General features: G+C 66.3%; 23 protein-coding genes and 1 pseudogene. 12 read left to right on the top strand and 12 right to left on the bottom strand.

The features are described 5' to 3' along the window. Positions 1–10: 10 nt before the first annotated feature. Positions 11–922, bottom strand: a complete 912-nt coding sequence (locus AC1RMG_RS01790) for a LysR family transcriptional regulator (RefSeq protein WP_011060629.1) — start codon at positions 920–922, stop codon at positions 11–13. A 134-nt stretch (positions 923–1,056) separates the two neighbouring features. On the opposite strand from AC1RMG_RS01790, the gene AC1RMG_RS01785 reads away from it, so the two are divergent. The 3 genes from AC1RMG_RS01785 (at position 1,057) to AC1RMG_RS01775 (ending at position 6,476) form a co-directional block, all read left to right on the top strand. Further along, on the top strand, positions 1,057–2,127 hold the full coding sequence (locus AC1RMG_RS01785; RefSeq protein WP_493168123.1) for an AbrB family transcriptional regulator: 1,071 nt from the start codon (positions 1,057–1,059) through the stop codon (positions 2,125–2,127). 279 nt (positions 2,128–2,406) lie between these two features. After that, positions 2,407–4,632 carry an LTA synthase family protein gene (locus AC1RMG_RS01780; RefSeq protein ID WP_457820054.1) on the top strand — a complete coding sequence of 742 codons (2,226 nt, stop codon included), beginning with the start codon at positions 2,407–2,409 and terminating at the stop codon, positions 4,630–4,632. Positions 4,633–4,844: 212 nt separating this feature from the next. Beyond that, positions 4,845–6,476, top strand: coding sequence for a methyl-accepting chemotaxis protein (locus AC1RMG_RS01775; protein ID WP_019092913.1), 1,632 nt, complete (start codon positions 4,845–4,847; stop codon positions 6,474–6,476). On the opposite strand, the gene AC1RMG_RS01770 is transcribed toward AC1RMG_RS01775, so the two are convergent. Beyond that, a complete protein-coding gene (locus AC1RMG_RS01770; protein WP_311168147.1) occupies positions 6,466–7,665 on the bottom strand; it encodes an MFS transporter in 1,200 nt (399 codons plus the stop codon). The two genes, AC1RMG_RS01775 and AC1RMG_RS01770, sit on opposite strands and share 11 nt — an antisense overlap. 159 nt (positions 7,666–7,824) lie before the next feature. Between AC1RMG_RS01770 and AC1RMG_RS01765 the strand changes: the two genes are divergently transcribed. Together AC1RMG_RS01765 and AC1RMG_RS01760 are read left to right on the top strand one after the other, a co-directional pair. After that, positions 7,825–8,790, top strand: coding sequence for a helix-turn-helix transcriptional regulator (locus tag AC1RMG_RS01765; protein WP_493168120.1), 966 nt, complete (start codon positions 7,825–7,827; stop codon positions 8,788–8,790). Between the two features lie 83 nt (positions 8,791–8,873). After that, the gene (locus tag AC1RMG_RS01760; RefSeq protein WP_404672890.1) at positions 8,874–9,716 is read left to right on the top strand and encodes an NAD-dependent protein deacetylase; all 843 of its coding nucleotides are present in this window, start codon (positions 8,874–8,876) and stop codon (positions 9,714–9,716) included. 3 nt (positions 9,717–9,719) lie between these two features. Here the strand turns inward: AC1RMG_RS01760 and AC1RMG_RS01755 are convergent, their stop codons facing one another. Next, a complete protein-coding gene (locus AC1RMG_RS01755) occupies positions 9,720–10,622 on the bottom strand; it encodes a LysR family transcriptional regulator (RefSeq protein WP_015635104.1) in 903 nt (300 codons plus the stop codon). Between the two features lie 152 nt (positions 10,623–10,774). Here AC1RMG_RS01755 and AC1RMG_RS01750 point away from each other — a divergent pair, with 152 nt between their 5' ends. The 3 genes from AC1RMG_RS01750 to AC1RMG_RS01740 are packed head-to-tail and all read left to right on the top strand — an operon-like array spanning position 10,775 to position 13,359. Then, positions 10,775–11,473, top strand: a complete 699-nt coding sequence (locus tag AC1RMG_RS01750) for a CoA transferase subunit A (protein ID WP_011060621.1) — start codon at positions 10,775–10,777, stop codon at positions 11,471–11,473. Between the two features lie 36 nt (positions 11,474–11,509). After that, positions 11,510–12,169 carry a CoA transferase subunit B gene (locus AC1RMG_RS01745; RefSeq protein WP_011060620.1) on the top strand — a complete coding sequence of 220 codons (660 nt, stop codon included), beginning with the start codon at positions 11,510–11,512 and terminating at the stop codon, positions 12,167–12,169. Between the two features lie 11 nt (positions 12,170–12,180). Next, entirely contained in the window at positions 12,181–13,359 is a 1,179-nt protein-coding gene (locus AC1RMG_RS01740) for an acetyl-CoA C-acetyltransferase (RefSeq protein WP_123482914.1), read from the top strand. A 133-nt stretch (positions 13,360–13,492) separates the two neighbouring features. Here AC1RMG_RS01740 and AC1RMG_RS01735 read toward each other — a convergent pair whose 3' ends face one another. Further along, positions 13,493–13,795, bottom strand: a complete 303-nt coding sequence (locus tag AC1RMG_RS01735) for a hypothetical protein (protein ID WP_493168117.1) — start codon at positions 13,793–13,795, stop codon at positions 13,493–13,495. A 195-nt stretch (positions 13,796–13,990) separates the two neighbouring features. Then, positions 13,991–14,935 (bottom strand): LysR family transcriptional regulator, encoded by a 945-nt coding sequence (locus AC1RMG_RS01730; protein WP_015635101.1) that lies wholly within the window; start codon positions 14,933–14,935, stop codon positions 13,991–13,993. Between the two features lie 129 nt (positions 14,936–15,064). On the opposite strand from AC1RMG_RS01730, the gene lysA reads away from it, so the two are divergent. Continuing rightward, entirely contained in the window at positions 15,065–16,297 is a 1,233-nt protein-coding gene (lysA, locus tag AC1RMG_RS01725; RefSeq protein ID WP_011060616.1) for a diaminopimelate decarboxylase, read from the top strand. 188 nt (positions 16,298–16,485) lie between these two features. Further along, complete coding sequence (locus tag AC1RMG_RS01720; protein WP_015635100.1) at positions 16,486–17,139, top strand: hypothetical protein; 654 nt, start codon at positions 16,486–16,488, stop codon at positions 17,137–17,139. Between the two features lie 25 nt (positions 17,140–17,164). Here AC1RMG_RS01720 and AC1RMG_RS01715 read toward each other — a convergent pair whose 3' ends face one another. Together AC1RMG_RS01715 and AC1RMG_RS01710 are read right to left on the bottom strand one after the other, a co-directional pair. Continuing rightward, the gene (locus tag AC1RMG_RS01715) at positions 17,165–18,895 is read right to left on the bottom strand and encodes an alkaline phosphatase D family protein (RefSeq protein ID WP_246881506.1); all 1,731 of its coding nucleotides are present in this window, start codon (positions 18,893–18,895) and stop codon (positions 17,165–17,167) included. A 36-nt stretch (positions 18,896–18,931) separates the two neighbouring features. Beyond that, positions 18,932–20,365, bottom strand: coding sequence for an MFS transporter (locus AC1RMG_RS01710; RefSeq protein WP_493168114.1), 1,434 nt, complete (start codon positions 20,363–20,365; stop codon positions 18,932–18,934). Positions 20,366–20,492: 127 nt separating this feature from the next. On the opposite strand from AC1RMG_RS01710, the gene AC1RMG_RS01705 reads away from it, so the two are divergent. After that, positions 20,493–21,410: a LysR family transcriptional regulator gene (locus AC1RMG_RS01705; protein ID WP_053157642.1), complete on the top strand. Its 918-nt coding sequence runs from the start codon at positions 20,493–20,495 to the stop codon at positions 21,408–21,410. Between the two features lie 27 nt (positions 21,411–21,437). Then, positions 21,438–21,887, top strand: coding sequence for a hypothetical protein (locus tag AC1RMG_RS01700; protein ID WP_041117341.1), 450 nt, complete (start codon positions 21,438–21,440; stop codon positions 21,885–21,887). Between the two features lie 72 nt (positions 21,888–21,959). On the opposite strand, the gene AC1RMG_RS01695 is transcribed toward AC1RMG_RS01700, so the two are convergent. The 5 genes and pseudogenes from AC1RMG_RS01695 to AC1RMG_RS01675 form a co-directional block, all read right to left on the bottom strand. Continuing rightward, complete coding sequence (locus AC1RMG_RS01695) at positions 21,960–23,249, bottom strand: methyl-accepting chemotaxis protein (protein WP_428985084.1); 1,290 nt, start codon at positions 23,247–23,249, stop codon at positions 21,960–21,962. A gap of 120 nt (positions 23,250–23,369) precedes the next feature. Then, a pseudogene (locus AC1RMG_RS01690) lies at positions 23,370–23,717 on the bottom strand (cache domain-containing protein); the annotation flags it as partial. A gap of 500 nt (positions 23,718–24,217) precedes the next feature. Further along, positions 24,218–24,511 carry a DUF3144 domain-containing protein gene (locus tag AC1RMG_RS01685; RefSeq protein WP_011060609.1) on the bottom strand — a complete coding sequence of 98 codons (294 nt, stop codon included), beginning with the start codon at positions 24,509–24,511 and terminating at the stop codon, positions 24,218–24,220. A 166-nt stretch (positions 24,512–24,677) separates the two neighbouring features. Further along, positions 24,678–25,799: a site-2 protease family protein gene (locus AC1RMG_RS01680; RefSeq protein WP_492575818.1), complete on the bottom strand. Its 1,122-nt coding sequence runs from the start codon at positions 25,797–25,799 to the stop codon at positions 24,678–24,680. A 315-nt stretch (positions 25,800–26,114) separates the two neighbouring features. Beyond that, positions 26,115–26,753, bottom strand: a complete 639-nt coding sequence (locus tag AC1RMG_RS01675) for a glutathione S-transferase family protein (protein ID WP_401023506.1) — start codon at positions 26,751–26,753, stop codon at positions 26,115–26,117. Positions 26,754–26,772 lie beyond the last annotated feature (19 nt).

Genomic DNA, 26,772 nt, shown 5'->3' with positions numbered 1-26,772 from the left:
CCGCCCTGGCTCACAGGGCGTCACCCGCCGTGAAGAATTGCCGCCCATCGCTCTTGAGCAGATCCAGCAGGGCCTGGGCTGCGGGCGACAGGTAGCCTTCGGCGCGTACCAGCACCACGATGCTGCGGCGCATGCAGGTTTGCGCCAGGGGCACTTCCCGCAGGTGGGCGATGCCCTTGAAGTCGTCCAGGGTTTCCCGGGCCAGAAAACTCAGCAGCCCGGTCTTGGCGATCAGCCGCGGCAACAGGGAGATGGTGTTGGTCTCTATCTGCACCGAGGGCAGCGGCAGTTCATGGCTCTGGAACACGTTGTCGATCCAGCGTCGCGCCGACACCCGGGTGCCCGGCAGCACCCAGCGGTAGGCGCACAAGTCGCGCAGGCGCATGGGCGTGGCGAATATCGGGTGGTCGCGGCTGGCCACCACCACCGCCCGGTCTTCGAACAGGGTGTGGTGGCTCAGGTGCGGGTCGCCTTCGAACATCGGGCAGATGACCATGTCCAGGCGCCCGGAGCGCAGGGACTCGCGCAACAGGTCGTCCTGGCCGATCACCAGGTTCAAGGTGATGTCCGGGGCCCGCTCCAGCAAGGTGGCGGTCATCTGCGGCAGCAGGTGTTCGGCCATGCTGGCGGCACAGCCCAGGCGGATGTTGCCGAGCACGCCGCTGGCGAAGTCCCGCACCTCGCGGTGGGTCTCGGCGATGTTCTGCTGCAGTTGCCGGCTGCGCCGCTGCAGCAACTCACCCACGGCGGTGAGCTTGATGCCGCGGCCTTCACGCTCGAACAGCTTGGTGCCGAAGGACTCCTCCAGGCGCTGGATGCTCTTGGTCAGCGCCGGCTGGCTGCGGTTGAGCTTCTGCGCCGCCCGGCCCAGGTGGCCGAGCTCGGCGATGGTGTCGAAATAGGTCAGGTCGCGCAGGTCCATGATCGATCAACAATAGTTATGAGTTGATCACAATTAGAAACTGGACTTGATCAATCGCGCTATCAATAATTTGCTCCGGCGCAGGTTTTACCGCTCCCGCAACAGGAGTGGCCAGCGTCTTGGAGAGTCGTCCCTTGTCGCCATCGCTTCGTCTATCCCTGAATACCTGGCCCCAGGCGCTGCAATGGCCGGCCTGGCTGTTGCTGGCCGGCATCAGCGGCCAGTTGCTCAAGTACCTGGAGATTCCCGCCGGGCAGTTTCTCGGGCCGATGCTCACGGCGATCCTGTTTGGCGTGTGCGGTGCCAGCATCCGCGTGCCGCGCCTGGCGTTTCGCCTGGGCCAGGGCTCGGTGGGTATGCTCGCCGCCCACTCCATGACCCTCGCCGTGCTCACGGCCATGCTCCAGTCCTGGCACGTGATGCTGGTGGCCACCCTGCTCACCGTCAGCCTCAGCGCCCTGGTGGGCCTGGTGCTGGTGCGCTTCGGCTCGATTGCCGCCAGCACCGCGGCCTGGGGCACGGCGCCCGGTGCGGCCTCGGCCATGGTGTCGATGGCCGACGAGTTCGGCGCCGACTCACGGGTGGTGGCCACCATGCAGTACGTGCGGGTGGTGTGCGTGGTGATGGTCGGGGCCCTCGTCAGCCACTGGATCGGCGCTCCGGCCAGCGGCAGCGAGGCCCACGCCAGCCAGATGGCCCTGCACGGCATGAGCCTGCCGAATGTTGGCCTGAGCATCGTGGCGATCGTCTGCGGTGTGCTCCTGGGTTCGCGGGTGCCTGCCGGGGCCCTGCTGGTGCCGCTGCTGCTGGGCGGCGCGCTGCAGGTCAGCGGGCTGTTGCAGATCAGCCTGCCGTCCTGGCTGCTGGCCTGTGCCTACGGCGCCATCGGCGGCTATATCGGCCTGCGCTTCGACCGCCCGACCCTGAGCTATGTGTTCGGCCACCTGCCGGCGATGATCGGCGGCGCCCTGCTGCTGATCGCCCTCTGTGCCCTCTCTGCCTGGGGGCTGGCCCTGTGGATGGGCAAGGACTTTCTCTCGGTCTACCTGGCCACCAGCCCTGGCGGCCTGGACGCCATGGCGATCATCGCGGTGGACACCCATTCGGATGTCGGCCTGGTGCTGGCGATGCAGACCCTGCGCCTGTTCGCGGTGATTGTCAGCGGCGCGTTTTTCGCCCGGCTTATCATCAAGTGGTCGCGATAGGTGCCGGAGCAAGCTCCCCTGCCCCCCCTACAGCGCTTGCCCTTGATTGATCGGCATCAGCACTCAAGGCACATTTTTTTTAACAACCTGAAATAGTAAATCCAAGCGGTTTGAAACCTGCCCCTGCTCGCCGCCAGCCTTCCAGGCTGGGGCTTTGCACGGTTTCCACAGCCTCTTTGGGGCGATTCGCAAAGCCTGTCCCCAGGTCTTTCCTTGACGATTAAGAAACGTCTTGCCGTCAGCTCTTGTTAAGATCGCGCACATTTGCGTGAAGATTTGATGACAGGCAGGTTATTTGTGAAGTTGATCCGTCGTTGCCTAAAACACCCTCTTGCACCCCTGTGCGCCCTGTTCGGCCTGCTGTTGCTGCTGCCCATGGGCGCGCGCCTGGCCCTGGGCTGGTCCAACCCGCTGGGCTATCTGTCGGACCTGGCCAGCGCCAGCCTGCTGACCGTACTCCTGTACCGCCGGCCCTGGTGGCTGGCGCTGCCGGTGCTGCTGGTCTGGGCCCTGCTGACCCTGGTCAGCGCCGAGCTGGTAAGCGCCGTGGGGCGCATGCCCAACCTCGCCGACCTGCACTACCTGGTGGACCCGCAGTTTGTCGGCAACTCCACCGGCGGCGGCCTGACCCACCCGGACCTGGGCCTGGCGCTGTTGCTGGGGCTGGTGCTGTGGCTGGTGGTCCAGCGCGCCCACCGCGGGGTGCGCCCCCCGGCACTGCCGCGCCATAGCTGGAGCCTGCCGGTGCTGTTGCTGGTGGCCCACGGCGGCATCCAGTACCTCAAGCCCAGCGAAGCCGACCAGTGGCAACTGTTCAACCTGCCCCACCAGGCCCTGGCCACTGCCACCGGCCAGGCGCAGATGCAGGTGGAGGACTGGCTGCAAGGCGACGTCGCCGATGTCCCACCGCCCATGGCCGGGCTCACCCGCCTGGACCTGGAAGGCCAGCCGCTGCTGCCCAGCGCAGGCCGCGCGCGCAACGTGCTGCTGATCACCCTCGAAGGCATTCCCGGTGCCTATATCCGCACCAACCGCGAAGCCCTGAACAGCCGCTACCAGGAAGACCTGATGCCCAAGCTCAGCGCCTGGGCCGAGCGCGGCATGAACACCCCGGACTACGTGCTGCACAGCCACCAGACCATCCGCGGTCTGTACGCCATGCTCTGCGGCGACTACGACAAGCTCGACAACGGCACCCCCAAGGGCGTCGAGATGCTCACCCAGAGCCAGCGCAACCAGGCCTGCCTGCCGGCACAGATGCACAAATTCGGCTTCAACACCCACTACCTGCAGGGCGCCGGCCTGCGCTTCATGGCCAAGGACAAGATCATGCCGCACATCGGCTTCGATTCGACCCACGGCCTGGAGTGGTTCAAGAACGACAACTACCTGGAGTTCCCCTGGGGCAAGGACGACAAGGCCTTCTTCGAAGGCGCCCTGGGCTACGTCGACCAGCTGAAGAAGAACAAGAAGCCGTGGATGCTCACCCTGCTGACCGTCGGCACCCACCAGCCCTACTCGGCGCCCGAGGACTACCTGGAGCGCTATGAGACGCCGAAGCAGGCCGCCGTGGGCTACCTGGACGACGCCATCGACCAGTTCCTCACGGGCCTGGAGCGCAAGGGCGTGCTCAAGGACACCCTGGTGATCATTACCTCCGATGAGTCCCACGGCATCGACGGCGTGCGCCTGGCTTCGTCCTGGGGCTTCAACCTGATGCTCGCCCCGGACCAGGACCTGCTGCCCCATCTCAAGTCCGGCACCTACGGCCACGTCGACCTCAGCGCCTCGGTGCTGGACTACTTCGGCCTGCCGGTGCCCGCCAGCCTCAGCGGCCGCTCGCTGTTGCGCGACTATGCCCAGGGCCGGGAAATCATGTCCTACACCAACGGCAAGCTGCGCTACCACGATGGCCAGGGCACCTTCACCGAGTGCGACTTCCAACAGCGCTGCCGCTACTACGCCAGCCCCGGTTTCATCGCCGACAGCGCCAGCCTGCAAGGCCAGTACGGCGGCCTGCGGGCCCGGCAGATCAGCGCGCGTGCGGCGAACCTGGACCGCAGCCTGCTGCAGTCGCCGCTGAACCAGCACTACCAGTTCGGCAGCCCGGCGATCATCCCGCTGCAGGCACAGATCAAGGACGACTGGGCCGACAACCTGATCGGCGCCCAGTACCTGGAAATGCCCAAGGGCTCCCAGACCCGGGTGCGCTTCACCGTGCGCTCCGCCGACCCGCAGCAAAATGCCTACATCCTGCTCAAGGGCAAGGAACTGGAACAGGACGTGCCCCTGGGCCTGCCGGAAGAAATGCTGGTCACACCCGACCAGCCGTTGCAGATGGACTTCAGCTTCGACAACCCGGAAACCCGCAAGGCCTTCTCCTTCCACCTGCTGGGCTATGGCCTGGGGGCAGTGGAAGTCAGCGACTTCAGCGTGATCACCGAGTTGCCGGGGCAGACCGAAAGCGACGACCCCGAAGAAGACAGCAACGCCCACTCCAGCTGACCCCTGCCGCACGCCGAGCCGCCCCCCTTGGGGCGATGCTCGGCGCGCCCTTCTGCATGCCCCGCAAAAATATTTTCCTGTACATGAAACTTTTTTTGTACAGGAAAAGTCGGACCATTGATGTCATTTAAACATCATTGAGCTATCACGCTGCCTCATCGAGGCACGCCCCTGTGAAGCATTCAGTCAACGGTTTAGGAGCGGTCCTTCCTATGTTTTCCAATCTGAGCATTTCGCAAAAGCTCTATGCCGGTTTCGGCGTCGTCCTGCTGATCCTCCTGCTGCTGGTGCTGGCGGCCCTGCGCGGCTTCGATCAAGTCAGCAGCAGCGTCAAAAGCACCATCCACAGCCATGAAGTGCTGAACCAGTCCGACGCCCTCTTGCGCAGCCTGATCAATATCGAGACCGGCATGCGCGGTTATGCCCTGACCGGTCGCGACAGCTTCCTCGAACCTCTGGAACAAGGCGAAAAAGCCTTTACCGACTACTACGCTCGGATCAAGAGCAGCACCGCCGACAACCCCGAGCAGCAGGCGCGCCTGGAGCGACTCAAGGCCCTGCACGACCAGTGGCTGCGCGAGGACATCCAGGGCAACCTGGCCCTGCGCCGGGCGATCAATGCCGGGACTCAGCCGGCCACCGCCATGGCCGAGCAGATCAGCGCCGGCCGCGACAAGGCCAAGATGGACGCCATGCGCCAGCTCACCAGTGAGTTGCGCGAAGCGGAAAAAAGCCTGCAGGACGCCCGCAGCCAGGCCATGGACAACGCCAAGGCTTCGGCCCTGGCGATCCTGCTCGGCGGCGGCATGCTGGCGGCACTGCTGGCCATGCTCGTTGCCTGGTCGCTGTCGAGCAACCTGGTAGGACGCATCCGCCAGTCCGTGGAAGTGGCCGAGGCCATCGCCGCCGGCCACCTGGACAACCGCATCAGCACCCAGGGGCGCGATGAAGTCAGCGAGCTGCAGCAGGCTTTCGCCGCCATGCAGGAGCGCCTGCGGTCGATGATCAGCCAGATCAAGCTGGGAGCCGAGCAACTGGTGAGCGCCTCCCAGAGCATTTCCAGTGCCTCGCTGCAGCTCTCGGCATCGGCCCAGGAACAGTCCCACTCGGCCTCATCCATGGCCGCCACGGTGGAAGAACTGACGGTGAGCATCAACCATGTGGCGGACAACGCCGGGGACGCTCATGCCCTGTCCAGCGAATCCGGGCGCCAGTCCGAGGAAGGCGGCAGCGTGATCCAGGACACCCTGGGCAGCATGCGCCTGATCGCCGAGACCGTGCAGGCTTCGGCCACCCAGATCGGTGAACTGGGCCAGCATGCCGAACAGATCTCCAGCATTGTCAGTGTGATCAAGGGCATTGCCGAGCAGACCAACCTGCTGGCCCTCAATGCGGCCATCGAGGCCGCCCGGGCCGGCGAGCAAGGCCGTGGCTTTGCCGTGGTCGCCGATGAAGTGCGCCTGCTGGCCCAGCGCACGGCCAATTCGACCCAGGAGATCACCGAGATGGTCGACAAGATCCAGCTGGGCACCCGGGAAGCGGTGAGCAGCATGGACGTCGGAGTCAATCAGGTGAAAAGCGGCGTCGAACAGGCCCAGCAGGCCGGCGAGGCCATCGTCAATATCCGCACCTCCTCCGGCAATGTGGTGCGGGTGGTGGACCAGATCTCCCTGGCCCTGCGGGAACAGACCGCCGCCAGCCAGGATGTGGCGCGCAACGTCGAGCGCATTGCCCAGATGTCCCAGCAGAACAGCCAGGCCGTGGAGGAAACCACCGAGACCGCCCGCTCCCTGCAGCAACTGGCGCAAAACCTGGAGCAGCAGGTGAACGTGTTCAGGCTCTAGGGCTGGCCGGCTGAAGGGCTCGGGCACGCACCAGCATCAGGCTCAGCCCCGCCCCCAGCAGCAGGACCGCAATCAGCATCCGCCAGGCGCTGGCAAAACCCGCCGCGCCCTGTTGCACGGTACCGAACAGTACCGGCCCGAGGGCGAACCCGACGAAGAAGCCCGCCGAAAGTAGGCCCGAGGCCGAGGCTGGGCTGCCAAAGGCCGGATCGCGCAGCAGCATGCTCATGGCGATGGCATTGGTGGCCACGGCGGTCAAGCCCATGCCCAGGGCGCCGAACCACAAGGGCCAGTGCGCCTGGGGCGTGGCCTGGGCAGTCACCGCCAGGGCCAGGATGGCCAGGAGCAATAACGTCAGCAGCAACCAGGACTCCTCGGTCATACGTGCCGCCAGTGGCGTCAACAAGGTCCGGGCCAGGATGCCCATGACCCCGAACCCGGCGACCATGGCTCCGGTCTCGCCGACCGCCACCCCTTGGCGAGCCGCGAATACCCCAAGAAAGGTCACGAAGGACGAAAGCACCAGGCCGACACACAACTGCACGCTCAGCAGCAGCGCCAGCCGTGAATTCGGCCGGGGAATCTTCAAGCTCATGGTCTTGCCCGCTGCGCTGCCCGCCGCCACCTTTGGCCCCCACAGGGCCAGCAGCAAGGTCGGCAGGAGCAGGCAGGCCAGGGCCGCGCGCCAACCCAGAGACCCGGCCAGAGGCGGCAACAACAGGCCGGCGATCAGCGCGGACAGCTGCACCCCAGACTGTTTCAGCCCCACCACCGCGGCCTTGCTACGAGCCTCGACACACTCGGACACCAGCAGATTGGTCACCGGGTTGGCCAGGGCCTGGGCCACTCCGCAGATCGCCAGGGCCAGCAGCACCCCGGCAAATCCCGGCAGGCTGACCAGCAGGCCATACCCCGCCAGGGTCGCCCAGAACAGCAAGGCCAGGGCCCGTCGAGTGCCGAGCCGGTTCACCAGCGGCCCCGCCCACAAAGACAGCAATGCCGCCAGGCCAAAAGCGCTCATCACCAGCCAGCCCAGCCAGTGGGGCGCCACCCCAAGATCAGCGATCAGCAAGGGCCCGAGGGTGCCGATGGCGTAGAAGATCAGCATCGGCAGGCCCATGGCACACACCAGCACCGTGCGCAGCCAGAGCCCCCGGGGACCGGCGGATTTCAAGTTCTGCGGGTTCATTGCTTGCTCCTTTACAGGTGGGGCGCCGCAAGATTGCGAGGCTCGCCCCTGCTTGGGAAACAGCTTACTTTTTAGCGAGAATGCTTATCATGCGTGTTCATATGGGAAACGGATCCATTCCCATGGCAAACGCAGAACATCCCTTGCAGGAGCGCGAACATGGCCGTTGCACCCGGTTCTTCCCAGTCCTATCGCTTGCCGTGCCACGCACCACGCGAGCACAGCCAGGCCCCGGGCGGCGGGTCACGCCAGCAGTTGCCCGAGGCCCTGGGCGATTGCCATTTCGAGAGCCTGCCCTTGGCTCAGGGCCTGACCCTGGTGCACTCGCGCTATCACCCCAATCGCCCCTTGATCGAAGAGGCCAGCAGTTGCCACGCAGGCCGTTTGCTGGTGATCACCTGCGCCTTGCAAGGCACCTCGGGCTACCTGGATACCAAGGGTTCGAGCCTGGCGTTTCGCGCCGGGCACACCACCGTCAGCGCCTTCCAGGCCAGCCGAGGCGAACGCCGTTATGCCGCCAATGAAACGGTAGAGCAACTGCGCCTGCTGGTGGGCGAAGCCCTGCTCCAGCAGTACCTGGGCCCCGCCCGGGCTCGCCAGTTGCTGGGCCAGGACGCCTTGCAACTGCTGGCCTGCGGGCCCACTTCCCGGGCCAGTGCCGGCCATCTCAGTGCACTGGCCCAACCCTTGGGCCTGCAACAGCCACCGACGCTAGAGCTGCATATCCACGCCCTGAGCCTGCTGTCCTTGCAATTGCAGGCCCTGGCACCCGCCCCTACCGTCCCGGGCCGGCGCCTGAAGGCCGCCGAACTTGAACGGCTGCAGCGGGTGCGCGACCTGATGTTCGAGCAGATGCACCAGCCCTTGACCGTGGCCTACCTGTGCGCCGCTGTGGGTCTCAACGAGTTCAAGCTCAAGCAGGGCCTGCGCGAGCACTACCACACCACGCCGCAGCGCATGCTCCTGGAAATCCGCATGGGCCATGCCCACCGCCTGCTGGAGGGCGGGTGCCAGGTGGCCCAGGCGGCCTATCAGGTGGGCTACCGCTTTCCCGGCAATTTCAGTGCGGCCTTTACCCGGTTCTATGGCAAGCCACCCAAGTCGGTGTTCGGTCCCCGGCGCTGAACCTTGGGTAAAACACTGGCGCCGCGAGGGCTTTGCGTCTATTTCTGGTAGGCGTCCCTGGCCACTGGAAACGAGTGCAGCCCATGATCGACCGCCCTACTGCCCCTCCGTTCGAACAACTCGCCGCCGCCATGCACGGCAAGCCGTTCATGGTCCTCACCGGCGCCGGTATCAGCACCCCGTCGGGGATCCCCGACTACCGCGACAGCGAGGGCGTGCGCCGTGGCCGCCAGCCGATGATGTACCAGGAATTCCTCGCCCAGCCCGAAGCCCGTCGCCGCTACTGGGCCCGGGCCATGCTCGGCTGGCCGCGCATTCGCCAGGCCCGGCCGAATGCCGCGCACCAGGCGTTGGCGCAATTGCAGGCCGCAGGCCGGATCGCCGGGGTGATCACTCAGAATGTCGATGCCCTGCACGACGAGGCCGGCAGCCTGGAGGTCATCGAGCTCCACGGCAGCCTGCAGCGGGTCTTGTGCCTGGACTGCGGCCAGCGCAGCCAGCGGGAGGCCATCCAGCAGCAACTGGAGGCGCACAACCCTTACCTGGCCGGCGTTGACGCGGTGCAGGCGCCGGACGGCGACACCCTGCTGGACCCGGCCTTCGAGGAACGCTTCCAGGTGCCCCACTGCCCCTACTGCAATGGCTCGCGATTGAAACCCGATGTGGTGTTCTTCGGCGAGAACGTGGCCGCGGCCACCGCGGCCCGTGCCTTGAGCGCCGTGCACGAAGCCGCAGGCCTGCTGGTGGTGGGTTCGTCGCTGATGGCCTATTCGGCGTTCCGCCTGTGCCGCGCCGTGGCCGAGCAAGGCAAGCCGCTGCTGGCCATCAACTTCGGCAGGACCCGCGCCGACGAGCTGCTGGACCTCAAGCTCGGCGAGCCCTGTGACCTGTTGCTGCCCCAGTTGGCCGAACGCCTGCTGCGTTGAGCCTCAGAGTAGCGCCAGGCGCTGGCCGAGGTTTTCCTCGCGCAGGATGTCGAACAGCGCCTGGGCCGCGGTGGACAGCTCGTCCCCCGGCTTGGTCAGTACACCAATGGCCCGCTCCACCACCGGATCGTGCAGGGTCAGGCAGTGCCCGCCCAGCTCGCGCATCTGCTGGGCGCACAGCGCCGGCACCGCACTCACCCCCAGGCCGCTGGCGACCATGCGCCCCACGGTCGCCAACTGGTGGCTTTCAAACTCCACCGGCAGTTGCACGCCCCGTGCCCGCAGGTGATCTTCGAGCATCACCCGCACCGTGGACGGCCGCTGCAAGGTGATGAAGGGCTCCTGCAACAGCGCCTGCCAGTCGATCTCGCTGCGCCGGGCCAGGGGCGAATCCCGGGGCACCACGGCGACAAAGCGGTCGATGTACAGCGGGGTGAACACCAGCGAGGTGCTGTCCTGGGGCTCGAACGCCACCCCCAGCTCCACCTCGCGATCACGGACCATCTCCAGCACCTGCTCGTTGACCACGTCGTTGACCGTGACGTTGACCTGGGGATAGCGGGCCCGAAAGTGCTTGAGGATCGGCGGCAGCAGGTTGCCGGCAAAGGACGGCATCGCCGCCAGGGTCACCCGGCCTCGCTGCAGGGTGAAACGCTGGCGCAGTTCGTCCTCGGCGTTGTCCCAGTCGGCGATCAGACGCCGCGCCAGGGGCAGCAGGGCCTCGCCTTCCGGGGTCAGGGCCACATTGCGCGTATTGCGCGTGAACAGGCGCCCACCCAGGCCTTCCTCCAGCGCCTTGATCGTCAGGCTCAGGGCCGACTGCGACAGGTGCAGCCGTTCGCAGGCCAGGGCAAAGCTCAAACTGTGGGCCACGGCCAGAAATGCCCGTATCTGTTTAACCGTCATCTGCCATTCTCTTGGGTGTATGCCGCCCTGGATTATGCTGCTTTTCCAATCAATCAACCTTAAAAATCAACTTAACAAATCAATCCCGCAGCGCAACACTGGCCCGCAAACGGCTGGCCAGCCGCCAACGAACAAGAAAGAGGAAGGTGCAAATGGCAGGTTTCGACAAGCGCGTGGCGTCCTACGAGGAAGCCCTGGAAGGTCTGCAAGACGGCATGACCGTGATCGCCGGCGGCTTCGGCCTGTGCGGTATCCCCGAAAACCTGATCGCCGAGATCAAGCGCCGCGGTACCCGCGACCTGACCGTGGTGTCCAACAACTGCGGGGTCGACGGTTTCGGCCTGGGCGTGCTCCTGGAAGACCGCCAGATCAGCAAGGTGATCGCTTCCTACGTGGGTGAAAACGCCCTGTTCGAGAAGCAGTTGCTCAGCGGCGAGATCGAAGTGGTACTGACCCCCCAGGGCACCCTGGCGGAAAAAATGCGCGCCGGCGGCGCCGGGATCCCGGCCTTCTTCACCGCCACCGGCGTCGGCACCCCGGTGGCCGACGGCAAGGAAACCCGCGAATTCAAGGGCCGCACCTACCTGATGGAAGAGTCCATCACCGGTGACTTCGCCATCGTCAAGGGCTGGAAGGCCGACCACTTCGGCAACGTGGTCTACCGCCACACCGCGCAGAACTTCAACCCCCTGGCGGCCACCGCCGGCAAGATCACCGTGGTCGAAGTGGAAGAAATCGTCGAACCGGGCGAGCTGGACCCGACGCAGATCCACACCCCCGGCATCTACGTCGACCGGGTCATCTGCGGCACCTTCGAGAAGCGCATCGAACAGCGCACCGTGCGCAAGTGATCGCCCTTCCCCAGCCCGACTAAAAGGACAACAAACATGGCTCTTACCCGCGAACAAATGGCTCAGCGCGTCGCCCGCGAACTGCAGGACGGCTTCTACGTCAACCTCGGCATCGGCATCCCGACCCTGGTGGCCAACTACATCCCCGACGGCATGGAAGTCATGCTGCAGTCGGAAAACGGCCTCCTGGGCATGGGCGCCTTCCCCACCGAGGACGAAGTCGACGCCGACATGATCAACGCCGGCAAACAGACGGTGACCGCGCGCATCGGCGCCTCGATCTTCTCGTCCGCCGAATCCTTCGCGATGATCCGCGGCGGCCATATCGACCTGACCGTGCTCGGCGCCTTCGAAGTGGACGTGCAGGGCAACATCGCCTCCTGGATGATCCCCGGCAAGCTGGTCAAGGGCATGGGCGGCGCCATGGACCTGGTGGCCGGTGCCGAGAACATCATCGTCACCATGACCCACGCCTCGAAAGACGGCGAATCCAAATTGCTCAGCCGTTGCAGCCTGCCGCTGACCGGCGCCCAGTGCATCAAGCGCGTGCTCACCGACCTTGCGTACCTGGAGATCGAGAACGGCGCCTTCATCCTCAAGGAGCGCGCCCCCGGGGTCAGCGTCGAGGAAATCGTCAGCAAGACCGCCGGCAAGCTGATCGTGCCGGACCACGTGCCTGAAATGCAGTTCGCCTGAGGAGCCCCATCATGCAAGACGTCGTAATCGTTGCCGCCACCCGCACCGCCGTGGGCAGTTTCCAGGGCTCCCTGGCGAACATTCCCGCCGTTGACCTGGGCGCCGCGGTCATCCGCCAATTGCTGGCCCAGACCGGCATCGACCCGGCCCAGGTCGACGAAGTGCTCATGGGCCAGGTGCTCACCGCCGGCGCAGGGCAGAACCCCGCCCGCCAGGCCGCGATCAAGGCCGGCCTGCCCCACGCCGTGCCCGCCATGACCCTGAACAAGGTCTGCGGCTCCGGCCTCAAGGCTCTGCACCTGGGCGCCCAGGCCATCCGCTGCGGCGATGCCGAGGTGATCATCGCCGGCGGCCAGGAAAACATGAGCCTGTCCAACTACGTGCTGCCCGGCGCCCGCACCGGCCTGCGCATGGGCCACAGCCAGATGGTCGACTCCATGATCAGCGACGGCCTGTGGGATGCCTTCAACGACTACCACATGGGCATCACCGCCGAGAACCTGGTGGAGAAATACGGCATCAGCCGTGAAGCCCAGGACGCCTTCGCCGCCGCTTCCCAGCACAAAGCCGCGGCGGCCATCGAGGCCGGGCGCTTTGTCGACGAGATCACCCCGATCCAGATTCCCCAGCGCAAGGGCGAGCCGCTGACCTTCGCCACCGACGAACAGCCGCGCCCCGGCACCACCGCCGAGGCCCTGGCCAAGCTCAAGCCGGCGTTCAAGAAAGACGGCAGCGTCACCGCCGGCAACGCCTCGGCGCTGAACGACGGCGCTGCCGCGGTGATGCTGATGAGCGCCAGCAAGGCCCGGGCCCTGGGCCTGCCGGTGCTGGCAAAAATTGCCGCCTACGCCAACGCCGGCGTCGACCCGGCGATCATGGGCATCGGCCCGGTCTCGGCCACCCGCCGCTGCCTGGACAAGGCCGGCTGGACCCTGGACCAACTGGACCTAATCGAAGCCAACGAAGCCTTCGCCGCGCAGTCGCTGTCGGTGGCCAAGGAACTGGAATGGGACGCCAGCAAGGTCAACGTCAACGGCGGTGCGATCGCCATCGGCCACCCGATTGGTGCATCGGGCTGCCGGGTGCTGGTGACCCTGCTGCATGAAATGATCAAGCGTGATGCCAAAAAGGGCCTGGCCACCCTGTGCATCGGCGGCGGCCAGGGCGTGGCCCTGGCGATCGAGCGCTAACCTCCGCGCAAAACCGCCCTCCTTGTAGGAGCTGGCTTGCCAGCGAAGGCGCCCGTGAGAGCGCTTTCGCCAGCAAGCTGGCTCCTACGGGCAAGGCGTGCGCAGGATGGTCTTTGCCAGCGAGTTTTTCCCGCTATGCCAGGTCCAGCTGTACGCCATCCACGGCACCATCGACTGTCCATTGGCGGGCCCAGTCGCTGTCTTGAACCACACTGCTATGGCCCCGGTAGACGACGCTCAACTGGGCAGCCTGGGCAGCATTGGCATTGCAGATCAGATACAGGTCGGCACTGGCATCCGCTTGCAGGACATAAAGAACCACGTTGCCTTGGGCAGGTATGTTGACGTTGGCCAGGTTGTTGCCCTGGGCGGTATTCCTGATGGCGACTTGCTGCGGAGCGGCGGTGTTGTTGCGTGCGTGAATGGCAATAGGCATTTTATTTGACTCCAGAACTGGTCAGGGGATTGAGTCGCTACGGTCCTGGCCTGCACCTGAGGCTTGCCACAAGATCAGCCGACCGCAAGGCTATCCTCGGTAACTGTCTGCCGCCATACGAGAGGGACATGTTTCCCTGAAGCGCCAACGCGCCCTCTTCACCAACAAGCTGAACATTGGGCCACGCCCCCCCCATCAGCCTGAGCGATTCACCCCTTGCCCTCCCTGCACTATCCGCCCGACCTGCTCTTGCAGTGCCTTGGCCTGGGTGCGCAGGGCTTCACTGAAACCCTCGACAAAACTCGACGAGGGCCGGTAATCCGGGCGGATCAGCATCACCCGATAGGGCACCGACAGCTGCAACGGCCGGATCGCCAGGCCGCGCCCGGCCTCTTCCATGGCACTCAAGGGATTGATGATCGCCACCCCGAGCCGCTGGCGCACCATGGCGCACACCGAAGCTGCGTTGGTGGTTTCCACAACTATCCGGCGATCCACCCCGGCCTGGCGAAAATGCTCATCCAGGGTCTGGCGGTAGATATCCAGGCCCGAGAGGTTGATGAAGTCCTGGCCGCGAAAATCCGCAAGCGCCAGCCGTGGCCTGGCCAGCAGCGGATGGTCGTCCGCGAGGATGCAGACCATGTCGGCGCAGAACAGCAGTTCGCCCTGGGTGCCCCGGGGCAGGTGCTCGCTTTCGGTCAGGCCCAGGTCATGGCGCTGGGCACTGAGGGCCTCTTCCAACAGCGGCGATTCCTGGGCGGTGATGCTCAGGCCGATGCCCGGGTGCTGCGCCTGGAACTGCTTGCACACCGGCGGCAGCAGGGTCTGGGAGAACAGCGGCAGGCAGCTCAGGCTCAACTGGCCGTGCTCGAAACGGCGGATCGACTGGGCCACGCTGTTGATCCGCTCCAGCCCCACATAGGCCCGCTCGACTTCCTCCAGCAACAGCAGGGCCTGGGCCGTGGGCAGCAGGCGCCCGCCTTCACGATCGAACAGGCGCAAGCCGGAAAGCGTTTCCAGCCGGGCCAGCTCGCGACTCACGGTGGGCTGCGAAGTAAACAGCAGGCGCGCGGCGCCGGTGACGCTGCCGGCCTGCATGATGGCGCGGAACACTTCGATGTGCCGCAGGGAGATGTCCATGGCGGGAAACTCGCTTAATCAACCAGCCCATATCAAATATGAATATCTTGGCAAAGAATAGATATTTTCTTGAATAGCCGCCAACGGGCATGCTGCCTCCATTCCCACTGATCACAGATTGCATTCGCCATGGCCATTCCATTTTCCCCCGCTCAACTTGTCGCCGCCGCCCGCCAGTACGGCACTCCACTGTGGTGCTATGACGCCGCCACCATCCAGGCGCGCATCGCCCAGTTGCAGGCGTTCGACGTGGTGCGCTACGCCCAGAAGGCCTCGTCCAACCTGCACCTGCTGCGCCTGATCCGCGAGGCCGGGGTACGGGTCGATGCGGTGTCCCTGGGGGAAATCGAACGCGCCCTGCTGGCCGGCTTCAGCCCGGTGGATGCCGGCATCGTCTTCACCTGCGACCTGTTCGACGAGGCCACCCTGGCCCGGGTGGTGGAACTGCAGGTGGAAGTCAACGCCGGCTCCATCGACATGCTCCGCCAGTTGGGGGAGAAATCCCCGGGGCACCGGGTCTGGCTGCGGATCAACCCGGGCTTCGGCCACGGCCACAGCCGCAAGACCAACACCGGTGGCGAAAACAGCAAGCACGGCATCTGGCACGACCAGATGAGCGAAGCCCTGGCGGTGATCCGCCAGCATGGCCTGCACCTGGTGGGCCTGCACATGCACATCGGCTCCGGGGTCGACTACGACCACCTGGAACAGGTGGGCGCAGCCATGGTGGCGGCGGTGAAATCCCTGGACCACGACCTCGAGGCCTTCTCCATCGGCGGCGGCCTGTCCACCCCCTACCGCGAGGGCGACACCCCGGTGGACGTGCAGCGTTACGCCAATGCCTGGAAAGTGGCGCGCCAGGAGATCGAGGCCTACCTGGGCCACGGCGTGCGCATGGAGATCGAACCGGGGCGCTTCCTGGTGGCCGAGGCCGGCTGCCTGGTCAGCGAAGTGCGGGTGGTGAAGACCGCCGGCCAGCATCACTTCGTGCTGGTGGATACCGGGTTCAACGACCTGATGCGCCCGGCCATGTACGGCGCCTACCACGGCATGAGCCTGCTGGACGCCGCCGGCCACCCGGTGGAGCGCCCGCAACAGCTGACCGTGGTCGGCGGCCCGCTGTGCGAGTCCGGCGACATCTTCACCCAGGACGACGAATGCCTGACCCCGCGCCCCCTGCCCCAGGCCCGGGTCGGCGACCTGCTGGTACTGCACGACACCGGCGCCTATGGCGCCAGCATGTCCTCCAACTACAACAGCCGCCCGCTGCTGCCGGAGGTGCTGTTCGAGAACGGCCAGCCGAAACTGATCCGCCGCCGCCAGCCACTGGCGGACCTGCTGGCGCTGGAACTGGGGCTGTAAGCCGCCCCTGGGTACTGACCGGCAAAGGGACACAGGGCACCCAGGCCCTGTGTTCGCCCAACCGTGTGTTCGAGGCGTCCCCCTGCCCTGGCAGCACTGAAAGTGCTTGTCCAGCCCGTTCCGTGGACAACGCTCCCCCCTTGAACTAAGAGTTAGGAGCCAGGAGTTCCTGGGCAAGGGAGAGCGCCATGTGCGAAGCAGACAAGGGCAAGAAAGAGCCTGGCAAGAGCGAGGGCGGCAGCGGGCTCACCTCGATCCTCAACCTCATTCCCAGCGTCTATTACGATCTGATTGCGCGGATCTGCCCGGGCATGGCGTTCTGGATCGTCCTGGCCTTCAAGTACCCCCACGAACAGCTGCAACCCCCCGATATTCTCGGCGGCGCCCTGTTGTTCGTGCTGATCATCCTCAGCTACGTGTCCGGTATCGTCTTCACCGGCTTCGCCCCGCTCTGGGACTGGCTATCCATCGCTACGCTGAACCGCTTCAGGTTCCTGGCGGCGCTGGTAGGCCTGGCAGATGCCCCGGCATCCTCCAGCTTCGCCAGGTGGAAGGCGGTGACCAGGCAACTGGATGAAGTCATCCAGGCAGATGACGGCGCCGGCAAGACCCTGGTCAAGGCGATGGCGGAGGTCAGCCTCTGCCAGAACCTGTTGACCGGCTGTATCGCCCTGGCCCTGATCGAAATCGGCTTCAGCGCCTGTGGGGCGCTGTCCATGGCCCAGCATCCCGGGTTCAACGGCTTTAGCGCCCTGGCCCTGCTCGTGGCGATGTACATGCGCCAGATGATGTTTCTCGGGCGGGTGAGCCATCTGCACCAACTCCATGTGACAGGCCACTAGAGCAGGTGCGCCCGGGCCAGCCCCGCTACCAGGGCATCAGTTGCAGCCGCTCCGGCTGGTCGTTGACGCTATCGTCCTGCTTGCGGGTCACCAGGGGCTCGCCGTCGGTGCCGTAGAACTGCACCTGCATTTCGGCGGTGTCGGGGTGCAGGTCCAGGCGGGCGAAGTTGTCGGCCTGGGTAAAGGCCCAGGTGCGGTAGTCCATGGTGCCCGGGACATTTTTCAGGGCAAAGCTGTCCGGGGTCTGGGGGGCGCGCGAGTCATGCACGTAGCCGGCAGGGTCGCCGTCGGCAAAGGGGAACGGCCAATAGAAGGCTGACGAGGTGACCGCATAAGCCTTGATGCCCTGGGCTCCGCCACTGAACTGCAACCGGGAAATGTTCGAGCAATGAATGTCGCCGGACAGGAACACCACGTTCTGCACCTGGTACAGGGCGATGGTTTCCAGCACGGTGCTGCGGGTGCTGGGAAACGCCGACCAGGAGTCGCTCTGGTTCTTGCGCCGCTCGTAGCGCGGGCCCTCGCCCGCGGTATCCACGCCATTGGGTACAAAGACGCTGGACGTCACCACGAACTTGGGGGTGTTGCCCCGGTCCTCCTGCATATGCCGCAACCAGGCGCACAAGCGATCCAACTGGCCGGGTTCGGCCGGGTGCAGTGAGGGTCGGCCCAGCAGGTGGTTGTCCTGCAGGGCGCCGGGCACATCATCGACAAAGCGCTGGGTACGGGTATCCAGCACGAAGAACGGGTAGTTGGAACAGGAAAAGTCGTAGAACAGCTGCTTGACCGAACGGTGCTTGAGGTACTGATCGTTGCCGGACATCGCACGGTTCTGCACATAGCTGTCCTCGAAGCGCGGCCCATGGCTCCACTGGTAGCTCATGTAGGCGCCCATCGCCCAGTTGAACAGGGTGCGCTTGCTACCGTTCTTGTCGATGCGGTCCTGCGTCCAGTTGTCCTCGATCTCGTGGTCGTCGAGGATCATGTAGGTGGGTTTGTGCGCCAGCAGACGGCTGATGAAGGGCGAGCCGAAGGCGGTGTGGTAACGCTCCTCGAATTCCTTGTAGCTGTCCGCCCGGCCGATGGGCACCGCACGGTTGTAGAGATCGGCATAGATCTGGTCCCCCACCATCAGCGCGAACCGGGTATCGCCATGGGCACTGAGCATGGGGCCGAAGATCGCATCCGAATCCCGGCGTTGCCACGGCAATCCCGGGTACCGGCACGAGCCCAGGAGAAAACTCAAGGGCTGGGAAGCCGCCCCAGCGCCGGCACGGGCGTGGGTGGTGAATTCGGCCTCCACATACACCCGGTCGGCGCCGAGGCGGTTCAGGTCGCTGGCCCAGGCCGATGCCGCCGGCAGGCGCTGGACCACCGATTCGCTGGACACCTCGTCATCGATGGAGCCGGCGTCGTCGACATTGAGTGAAGCCATGCGCACCCGGTAGTGAGTGGCGGGCGTCAGCAGGAACGGCTTGAGCTGCTTGCGCTCGGTCTCGTTGCGCCACAGGTTGACGTCAACCCCGAGGTTGAAGGTGCCGGTGCGGTGGTACTCGCGACGCAGGCGAAAGTAATAGATGTTCTCGGCGGCGACCCGGCCGTTGCCGCCCACCACGCCGATGACTCCGATGGTGCGGATGTCCTCGGCCACGCCCTTCTCGTCCAGGGCATCCGAGGCGGCAATCCACAAGCGGCAGGAGATATCGGTGGTATGCCCGACGATCGGGCCCAGGGACGGGGTGCGAAGTGTGCTCACGGTTACCAGCTCCTTGGTGGGGTGTGCCAGCCAAGCTTAGTCGGGGCAAGCCGGCCGACAAGCCGCGCCGGCGTCCTCGGACAGCCGGTTGCGCCCGGCGCTGAGCAAGGCCAGCAGCATCAGCAGCGCCGCCACGCCAAAGGTCCAGTGCATGCCGCGGGACACGGCCTCGACGCCGGCCTGCGGCCCCGAGCCCCAGGCGAACAGTGCGCCCATGGCCGCCGCGCCACTGATCAGCCCGAGGTTGCGCGACAGGCTCAGCAACCCCGCCGTCAGCCCGCGCTGCTGCGGCGCCACATCACGCATCACCAGGCTGTTGTTGGCCGTCTGGAACAGCGCGTAGCTGGCGGTGGCCAGGGCCAGCGGCAGCAGGTAGCCTGCCAGCCCCAGGCTCCGGGGCAGCAGCGCCAGCAGGCCCAGGCCGCCACACAACCCCAGCAGGCCGAGCCGGGACAGCGGCCGGGCACCGTAACGGTCCACCAGACGCCCGGCGGGGGCGCCGCACAGGGTCGCCACCAGCGGCCCCAGGGACAGGCTCAGGCCCACTGCCAGGCTCCCGAGCCCCAGCCCCCGGGCCAGGTAGAACGGCCCCACCACCAGGGTGGTCATGATCACCGTCGACACCAGCAGGCTAAGCCACAGGCTGCAGCGCAGTTGTGGCCGGCGCAGCAGGGCCGGCTGGAACAGCGGCGCGGCGGCCCGGCGCTCGACACGCACCAAGAGCGCGACCCCGACCACGCTGGCCACCAGCAGGCCCAGGTTCAACGGCGCCAGCAAGTTGTGCCCCAGGGTCAGGGCCAGGGCATAGGCGCCCAGGCTCAAGGCCAGCAGCAAGCTGCCCGGCACATCGAAGGCACTGGCCGACGCCACAGGCCGGTCCGGTGGCAGGCAACGCCAGGCCAGTAACAGCGCCACCAATCCCAGGGGCACATTGACCAGGAACATCCAGCGCCAGCCGACGCTGGCCAGTAACAGGCCACCGAGGGCCGGGCCCAGGGTGGTGCCCAGGGCCGACATACTGCCCAGCCAGCCCATCGCGGCCCCGGTGCGGGCCTTGGGCAGCGCGTCACCCACCAGGGCCATGCTCAGGGCCAGCATTACCGCCGCCCCCAGGCCTTGCAGCGTGCGGGCCGCCAGCAGCCAGCCCAGGCCCGGGGCCAGGCCGCAGCACAGCGAGGCCAGGGTGAACAGGGCGATCCCCGCCAGCAGCGCCCGGCGCCGCCCCCACTGGTCCCCCAGGCGCCCGGCGCTGGCGATCAGGGTGGTAATGGCCAGCAGGTAGGCCAGGACAATCCATTGCACCTGCTGGAACGACGCCTCAAGGGTCTGGGCCAGGCTCGGCAGCGCGGCATTGGCGATGCTGGTGTCCAGGGACGGCATCAGCATCGCCAGCGACAGGCTGGCCAGGGCCCGGCGCGCACGGGGCGCCAGGGCTTCCTGGGGGGTGGCTTGGGACTCGGGAATGGGCATCGCACAGGCTCCGGCAAGGTGATGCCCGCCAGCCTAGGGCCAGCCGTGACCAGGCGGAAGGCGCAGCCTTTGCAGTTAATTGATGCATTCAACGCCATGCCAGCTGCCTGCGTGCTACATTGCGCCGATGTCGACTCCCGATCTGAACCTGCTGCTGACCCTGGACGTACTGCTGGCCGAAGGCAGCGTGGCGCGGGCTGCCCAGCGCCTGCATCTGAGCCCCTCGGCCATGAGCCGGGCGCTGGCCCGCCTGCGCCAGGCCACCGGCGACCCGCTGCTGGTGCGCGCCGGGCGCGGCCTGGTGCCCACCCCTCGGGCCCTGGAGCTGCGCCAGCGCATCGGCCAACTGGTGGCAGACGCCCAGGCCGCCCTGCGCCCGGCCGAGCAGATCGACCTTGGCCGCCTGCAGCGCACCTTCACGCTGCGCAGCCGTGATGGTTTCGTCGAGAATTTCGGCCCGGCGCTGGTCAGTCGCCTGCGGGCTGAAGCGCCCGGGGTGCGAGTGCATTTCGTACCCAAGCTGGACCGCGACAGCCAGCCCCTGCGCGATGCCAGCGTCGACCTGGAAACCGCGGTGATCGACGCCGACACCAGCCCCGAGTTGCGCACCCGGGCGCTGTTTCGCGATCGCTTTATCGGCGTGGTGCGCGCCGGCCACCCCTTGAGCCGGGGGCCGGTAAGCCTGGATGCCTACGTGGCTGGCGAACATATCCTCGCCGCCCACCAGGGCCATGCTCATGGGCGCATGGACGAGGCCCTGAAAGCCCTGGGCCTGGAACGGCAGATCGTCACCCTGGTCAGCGGTTTTTCCGCCGCCCTGGCCCTGGCCCGGGGTTCGGACCTGATCGCCATGGTGCCCGAGCGCCACACCAGCAACCTGCGGCACGGCCTGCACGGTTTCAGCCTGCCGGTGCCCCTGCCGGAAATGACCATCTCCCTGCTCTGGCACCCGCGCATGGAGGCTGACCCGGCCCATCGCTGGTTGCGCCAGGTGGTGCATGAGCTGTGCAGCCAGAGCGCCCTCCCCGACCATCAGCCCGGCTGATCCACAACTTCATTAGCGAGATCCTGCATGTCTTCCAGCTCCCTGCGCCTGCTCTCCCTGAATCACCTGCCCGCTGCCGCCGCGTTGCTCTGGGGGCTGTCCCTGGCAATCGTCCGGGCCTGGCAACCGATAGATTATTTCTGGGAGAACTTCGCCGCCTACTGGCTGCCCCAGGGGCTGATTCTCGGCCTACTGCTGTGCACCCGGCCCACGCCGGCGCTGTTCACCGGGGTGGCCCTGGCCCTGGCCGCGCACCTGCAACTGTTCTGCCTGTGGATCAGTTCCCCGGAGGGTGCCTTGGGCTGGCTGTTCTATCTGTTCGACTTTCCCGGCGCGCTGATCGGCGCCGCCATCGCCCGCTTCCTGGCCACGCGCGTGGCTCCCGGCAAGCCGTTGATCAATGGCCTGCTGGGGCTCGGCTGGGTGTCCTTGGGGCTGTTGCTGAACTTCAAGCTGATGATGTACAGCCAGGTCTGAAACGGGCCGGCGAATGCGGCCCGAGGGAACTGAAACCCGCCCGGGCCACCGACGGCCCGGGCAGGCAATGCCTCAGCGGTGGCCCTGGCTGAGGTTCGACAAGCGCCCGGACAGGGCCTGCATGGCCTCGCTGACCTTGTCCAGGGCCTGGGCGTCCCGGGCGTTGTCCTCGCTGATGCCGTGGATGCGCACCGCCAGTTCGTTGATCTCCTGGGTCACGTGGCTCTGCTGCTGGGCCGCCACGGCAATCTGCTGCGCCCGCTGGGAAATATCGTCGAAGCTGGTCACCGTGCTGGACAGCGCATCCGATGCACCGGACGCCTCGCCCACCGCCTGGCGGGTTCGTGTTTCGCCGGCCTGGATCGCCTGCACCGCCTGACGCGAGGCCTGCTGCAAGTCGTTGATCATGCCGCTGATCTCGTTGGCCGAGGTCTGGGTGCGGCCGGCCAGGGTCCGCACTTCGTCCGCCACCACGGCAAAGCCCCGGCCCTGCTCCCCGGCCCGGGCCGCTTCGATGGCGGCGTTCAGCGCCAGCAGGTTGGTCTGCTCGGAGATCGCCTTGATCACATCCAGCACCGCGCCGACCTGCTGGCTGTCCTGCTCCAGGCGCTGGATCACTGCCGCCGCCTCGGCCATTTCCGCGGACAACTGCTGGATCGACTGGCTGTTGGCATCGACCTTGTGCTGGCCCTCCTGCACCACCACCAGGGACTGGCGCGCGGTGTCGGCGCAATTGTTGGTGTTCTGCGCCACTTCCAGGGCACTGGAGGACATCTCGGTGATGGCCGTGGCCAACTGGGTGTTCTCCTGGCGCTGCTGCTCGGCACGCTGGGCCAGGGTGCTGCTGAGTTGACCCAGGCGCGCGGCTTCGTTCTGCAACTGCCGTGCTTCGCTGGCGATCTTCTGCAGCATTTGCCGCAACTGCCCGGCATAGCGGTTCACCGCGGCGCGCAAGGCGCCGATCTCGTCGGCCCGGGCCACGTGCAGCTCGGCGTTGTCGCTGGCCTGGCCACTGCCCAGGGCATCGATCTGCCGGGTGGTTTCTTCCAGTTGGGCAATCAGCTTGTGCCCGGCCAGCCAGGCAAAGAACAGCAGCAGCGCCAGCAACGGCAGGAGGAACAGCAGGATCTCGGTGGTCATGGCCCGGGCCAGGCCGGTGACCTTCTGCTCCGGGGTCACCAGGCCGATGGTCCAGCCGCTGCCGGGCATGCTGAACAGGCTGACCCGCGCCGCTTCCTGCAAGCGCCCGTCCTCGTCCAGGTCCAGGCTGCGCACCTGCCCGGTCGGTGCCGGCTTGGCCAGGGCCTCGGCCACCGGAAGCAACCAGGGTTGCTGCTTGCTCAGGGCGTCGAAGCTGAGCATCTGGCCCCCGCCGCCGGCCTGGGCATCAGGGAAATACAGCACGTTGCCGGCCTGGTCCAGGGCGAAGGCATAGCCGCCGGTGACCGCCCCCTGCTCCTTGAGGAAGCGCGCCAGGTCGTCCAGGCGCAGGTCGATGGTGGCGACCCCGGCAAAGGCACCGTCCTGGCGATAGGGAACGCTGCAGGTGGTCATCGGCACCTGGGTCACCGGGTCCTGGTAGGCCTCGGACCACAGGCAACGGCCCGGCGCGCTGTTGCGGGCGCCGGTATACCAGGCTTCATGGTGATAACCGGCGCTGCCGGCGGCGTTGTAGTCATCGGAGAATGCCAGGGGCCCGGCATCGCTGCGGGCCCAGAAGAAACTGCGGCGCTCCACGCCGGGGGTGAAGGCATTGGGTTCTGGCCAGATGCCGCCCCCGGCGATCGCCTTGTCGCCTTCATGGTCGATCACCTTGGGCAGGGTGGCCATGACCAGCGCCTGCTCCTTGGGCAGCCCTTCCAACAGGTGGGCCATGCTCGCGGTCACCCCTTCGATGCCCGCCAACTGCAACGCCAGCTGGCGAACGATGGCGCTGCCGGTCTGCTCGATCAGTGCCGAGCTTGCCTCCACCACTTTGGGCTGCCCCCGTAAGGTCATCACGGCAAATACCGCCAGCGCCGTGAACAGCAACAGCAACACACTGCCGAGGGTCAAACGATGAGACAGACGAACCGGTAGCAAGGCCATGACGAACTCCATATCAATAGGCATTCAGAGCTTATCGACCGGATGCATGCTTCCCTTGAACAAAGAGTGATGCCGTTCACTTTTTTTGTCAGCGCAACAGGCGGGAGTACAACTGGAGAGAGGCCGACTCAGGCAGCGCCCTCGGTAGCCGGGGCCCTGCCATCCTCGAAACATGCCCCCGGGCTACGGGCAGCCCGGGCCAGGCACGAGAACCGCTACACGACTGGCGGCGCTGGGCGCCTTCAGTCCTGCTTGGCGCCCATGTACAGCTCGAAGTTCTCGATGTAGTCCGTGAGGTTCTCTTCCATCATCAGGCGGAACTCCTCGACGAAATAATCCACCGCCTGCTGCTTGGCCGCCGCCAGCTCCTGGGCATTGCGGCACCCGCAGGCGCTGACCCAGGCGCTGAAACGGGAGTTGGCGTACATCAGCGACGCGCTGGCCTTGCCCCGGCTGCTGTCGGCGATATGGGAGTTGGCCAGCTCGATAACGGCGTCGGCGCGGTTGTAGAAATCCTGGTCGGTGTCATTGGCCACGGGGCGTTCCTCTGGCGGAGTGGGGAAAATAAAGCGCCGGAGTATAAGAGTTTTGTCCTCCTGCACCGACTACTTTCATCCCCAGGCCGCAGAAGCCGGGCTGCCGGCGAAGGGGCCCATGAGCCTTGCGCCAGGCTGGCAGCCGCTTTCGCTGGCAAGCCAGCGCCTACAGATGGGTGGGCGCCGGCAAGGCTCGCAGCTGTTCGGCCAGCAGGGCTTCACTCTTGCCCTGGGACAGCACCACGCTGTTATTGGCCGCTTGCAGCGCCTGTTGCAGATGGTGCTCGCCCCGCTGCCGGTCGCCTTCAAGAATGGCTTGCAAGGCCAGGCAGCGCGGTCGCAGCCAGGGTGCGTTCCAATCCACTTCGGCGCTCATCGGCGTGTTGTTCAGGGGCGCGGCGTCACGCTGCAGCAAAGCGCGGCAGAACGCCAACTCGCCCCTCAGCAACTCGATCAGGCCACTCATGCCGTTCAGTTGCGCCGACCGGGCCGCCAGCAATTGATCCAGTTCCTGCTCCATCTTCACCGCGGCCGGCCAGTCGCCCTGGTCCTGCAGGGCATTGAGGCGGCAGCCGAATGCGACCAGGGGCCCGGGCATGGGGCCTTCGGCCAGGCGCTGAAGATCGTCCACCGGCAATTGTGCGCTGGGCACCCCGGCCACGGTCAGGGCCAACAGGCGTGCCTGGGCCAGCTCCGGACGTTGATCGTCGCGATGCCGGTACCAGCCCAGCAGGAGCATGCCGTCGCTGGGCAATACCCGCCAGGCAGGCATCAGGTTACCCACCCCCATGGCCAGATTGATCACGGCAAACGCCAGGGCAATGGCCCCCGGCACCCCGGGCCAGGACAGCCCAAGCGCCAGGGAAGCGCCGCCCACCAGCAGATTCAGCAGCGGCCCGCACAGGACCACCAGCATCCACTGCTGCCGCAGTGGCCGTTGCAGATTGCTCGCGGCAATCACATAGCCGCCCAGGCGATTGCGCTTGAGCTGCGGCGCCCAGCGCACCCGCCAGCCGCGCCGCAGCACCTGGATCTCCACGGCGGCCACCCGTACATGCAACACCGGCATCGCGCACCCGCGTGCCCCCAGGTAATGCCCACCCTCATGCACCACCAACGCGACAACCCCCAACAGCGAAGCCAGGAACATCGCCAGAAAGGGCTGCAACCCGGACTTGATGGTGAACCCCAGCACCAACGCGGCGATAAACCAGCCACTGAGCAGCACCACGCGCTGCACAATCGTCAGCAGAGTATTCAAGGCCTTGAGCCAGGTGTTGCCATCCATCGAGTACGTCCCTGAGAGAAAACCGACACTGAACCGGGCGCGCAGACTGCCAGCTTCGCCCCAGGAAACTCAACCGCTGATTCACCTCTCTATCACCCCGCCTCCTAACCGCAGGAGCCGGCTTGCCGGCGAAGGGGCCCTTGAGCCCTGCATACGCCTGGCGGCCGCTTTCGCTGGCAAGCCAGCTCCTACGATGAGGGGCAGAGTGCCCCGCTCCCATCAATATCGATACCCACCGCAGGAGCCGGCTTGCCGGCGAAGGGGCCCGCGAGCCCTGCATATGACTGGCGGATGCTTTCGCTGGCAAGCCAGCTCCTACGAGGATGCGGGGGGCCAGTGGCGGGCCAGGACCGCGGCGATGCGCGGTTCGCGGTCGATGCGTTGCAGCAGGGCGAGAAAATCGGGATGGCTATCGCGCAGGTGCTCTCGCGCACCGGACCAGCGCGACACCACTGCCGCCTGGATATCCAGGGCACCCGGCGCCGCACCGCCGAAATATGGTCGCGACGCAAACTGCTCGGCGAACAGCCCCCAGCTGCGATACAGGCGCTCGGTCGCGGCGGCGCGCACCCGGGCCTTGAGCGGTTCGTCGGGGTCGCTGATCCAGCGTTCCGGGTAGTCGAGGATGCCGATGGCCGAATAGCAGTTGGCGGCGATGTACACCAGGCCGCGGATCACCTGGGCCCGGGCCGACGCTGGCGCAGGCAGCAACCCTGAGTCGGGAAACTCCAGGCCCAGGTGGATCAGGATCGCCGCGCTTTCGGTGAGGATGCTGCCATCGGGCAGTTGCAGGGTGGGAATCTGCAACAGCGGATTGAGCCGTGCCAGGGCCTCGCGCCCGGGGCTGTCCTCCCAGGGCGCGGCCTCGATGCGGCGGTAGGCCAGCTGGCAGTACTCCAGGGCGATCTCGACGATGGCCGAGCCGGTGCCCTGGCTTCCATACAGGTGATACATGGCGACAACCTCCTTGATG

The organism is Pseudomonas sp. GW822-FHT04H02, from assembly GCF_058800645.1.
This window is presented reverse-complemented; position numbering and strand designations above follow the sequence as displayed.